Source organism: Chromohalobacter beijerinckii (assembly GCF_023061185.1).
Lineage (GTDB): Bacteria > Pseudomonadota > Gammaproteobacteria > Pseudomonadales > Halomonadaceae > Chromohalobacter > Chromohalobacter beijerinckii.
Map to the genome: position 1 here is coordinate 1 of NZ_JAKGAK010000038.1, position 3266 is coordinate 3266.

The 3266-nt window shown below is 55.5% G+C and carries 2 rRNA genes; both read right to left on the reverse strand.

Annotated features, from left to right (window positions below):
- Positions 1 to 8: 8 nt before the first annotated feature.
- Positions 9 to 124: ribosomal RNA gene (rrf, locus tag L1075_RS15530) — 5S ribosomal RNA — on the reverse strand.
- A gap of 110 nt (positions 125 to 234) precedes the next feature.
- Positions 235 to 3124: ribosomal RNA gene (locus L1075_RS15535) — 23S ribosomal RNA — on the reverse strand.
- Positions 3125 to 3266: the final 142 nt, after the last annotated feature.

Sequence of the window (3266 nt, forward strand, 5' to 3'; positions counted from 1 at the left end):
GAAGAAATGCCTGACGATGACCTACTCTCGCATGGGGAAGCCCCACACTACCATCGGCGCTAAGCGGTTTCACTGCTGAGTTCGGCATGGGATCAGGTGGGACACGCTCGCTATGGTCGTCAGGCGAAACAGGTGTCATGGCCCTCAGGGCCACAACGCAATTGGGAATAAGCTGACACGCTACGTCTCATGCGTATCCGGGATCGGCTCGTCACCAGACCCTTTGGGTGTTATATGGTCAAGCCTCACGGGCCATTAGTACACGTTAGCTCAACGCCTTGCAGCGCTTCCACACCGTGCCTATCAACCAGCTGGTCTCGCTGGGCCCTTCAGGAGGCTCGAGGCCTCGGGGAGATCTCATCTTGAAGGGGGCTTCCCGCTTAGATGCTTTCAGCGGTTATCCCGTCCGCACATAGCTACCCGGCAATGCCACTGGCGTGACAACCGGAACACCAGAGGTGCGTCCACTCCGGTCCTCTCGTACTAGGAGCAGCCCTTCTCAAATCTCCAACGCCCACGGCAGATAGGGACCGAACTGTCTCACGACGTTCTAAACCCAGCTCGCGTACCACTTTAAATGGCGAACAGCCATACCCTTGGGACCGACTTCAGCCCCAGGATGTGATGAGCCGACATCGAGGTGCCAAACACCGCCGTCGATGTGAACTCTTGGGCGGTATCAGCCTGTTATCCCCGGAGTACCTTTTATCCGTTGAGCGATGGCCCTTCCATACAGAACCACCGGATCACTAGAACCTGCTTTCGCACCTGCTCGACGTGTCTGTCTCGCAGTCAAGCACCCTTATGCTCTTGCACTCATTGCACGATTTCCAACCGTGCTGAGGGTACCTTCGTGCTCCTCCGTTACGCTTTGGGAGGAGACCGCCCCAGTCAAACTACCCACCACACACTGTCCTCGACCCGGATAACGGGCCCAAGTTAGAACGCCAATGATGCCAGGCTGGTATTTCAAGGTCGGCTCCCCTGGGACTGGCGTCCCAGGTTCCAAGCCTCCCAGCTATCCTACACAAGCAACATCAGCATCCAGTGTGAAGCTATAGTAAAGGTTCACGGGGTCTTTCCGTCTAGCCGCGGGGACACCGCATCTTCACGGCGATTTCAATTTCACTGAGTCTCGGGTGGAGACAGCGTGGCCATCATTACGCCATTCGTGCAGGTCGGAACTTACCCGACAAGGAATTTCGCTACCTTAGGACCGTTATAGTTACGGCCGCCGTTTACCGGGGCTTCGATCAAGCGCTTCGCCGGAGCTAACGCCATCAATTAACCTTCCGGCACCGGGCAGGCGTCACACCCTATACGTCCGCTTACGCGTTAGCAGAGTGCTGTGTTTTTAATAAACAGTTGCAGCCACCTGGTATCTTCGACCGGCTCGAGCTCAGAACGCGAAGTCCGTCACCCTATGCCGGCGCACCTTCTCCCGAAGTTACGGTGCCATTTTGCCTAGTTCCTTCACCCGAGTTCTCTCAAGCGCCTTGGGATTCTCACCCTGACCACCTGTGTCGGTTTGGGGTACGGTCGCATGTGATCTGAAGCTTAGAGGCTTTTCCTGGAAGCGTGGCATCGATGACTTCCAGACCGTAGTCTGTTCGTCTCGCCTCTCGGCCTTGAGGATCCGGATTTCCCTGAACCCTCGGCCTACCGGCTTTCACCAGGACAACCAACGCCTGGCTCACCTAGCCTTCTTCGTCCCCCCATCGCAATCACATCCGGTACGGGAATATTAACCCGTTTCCCATCGACTACGCCTTTCGGCCTCGCCTTAGGGGCCGACTCACTCTGCTCCGATTGACGTCGAACAGAAACCCTGGGTCTTCCGGCGTGCGGGGTTTTCACCCGCATTATCGTTACTCATGTCAGCATTCGCACTCGTGATATCTCCAGCGCGCTTCTCAACGCCCCTTCACAGACTTACACGACGCTCCTCTACCACTCATCCAGAGGATGAGTCCGTAGCTTCGGCACCTGGTTTGAGCCCCGTTACATCTTCCGCGCAGGCCGACTCGACTAGTGAGCTATTACGCTTTCTTTAAAGGATGGCTGCTTCTAAGCCAACCTCCTAGCTGTCTAAGCCTTCCCACATCGTTTCCCACTTAACCAGAATTTGGGGGCCTTAGCTGACGGTCTGGGTTGTTTCCCTTTTCACAACGGACGTTAGCACCCGCTGTGTGTCTCCCACGCTGCACTCATCGGTATTCGGAGTTTGCCTCGGGTTGGTAAGCCGGGATGGCCCCCTAGCCGAAACAGTGCTCTACCCCCGACGGTGATACGTGAGGCGCTACCTAAATAGCTTTCGAGGAGAACCAGCTATCTCCGGGCTTGATTAGCCTTTCACTCCGATCCACAGCTCATCCCAGCATTTTTCAACATACTTGGGTTCGAGCCTCCAGTCAGTGTTACCTGACCTTCACTCTGGCCATGGATAGATCGCCCGGTTTCGGGTCTATATCCAGCGACTCATCGCCCTGTTAAGACTCGGTTTCCCTACGCCTCCCCTAGTCGGTTAAGCTCGCCACTGAATATAAGTCGCTGACCCATTATACAAAAGGTACGCGGTCACACGTCGAAACGTGCTCCCACTGCTTGTACGCATACGGTTTCAGGATCTATTTCACTCCCCTCGCCGGGGTTCTTTTCGCCTTTCCCTCACGGTACTGGTTCACTATCGGTCAGCCAGGAGTATTTAGCCTTGGAGGATGGTCCCCCCGTCTTCAGTCAAGGTTTCACGTGCCCCGACCTACTCGATTTCACCAATGCGGGTTTTCGGTTACGGGGCTATCACCCACTATGGCCGGCCTTTCCAGGCCGTTCACCTAACCGTGCATTGACTTAAGGGCTAGTCCCCGTTCGCTCGCCGCTACTGAGGGAATCTCGGTTGATTTCTTTTCCTCGGGGTACTTAGATGTTTCAGTTCCCCCGGTTCGCCTCCCAACCCCTATGAATTCAGGGTGGGATACCCAGCTTGTGCTGGGTGGGTTTCCCCATTCAGAAATGCCCGGGTCGTAGGTTGTTTGCCACCTCACCGAGCCTTATCGCAGGCTACAACGTCTTTCATCGCCTCTGGCTGCCTAGGCATCCACCGTATGCGCTTCATCGCTTGACCATATAACCCCAAAGGGTCTGGCCTGGCGACGAACACGATTTTGCCGGATACGCTTGAGACGTATCGTCTTGCTTTGTCAGCTTATTCCACATTGTTAAAGAGCATTAGAGCAAAAGCTCTAAGCGGTAGGCTTTGCGAGAAA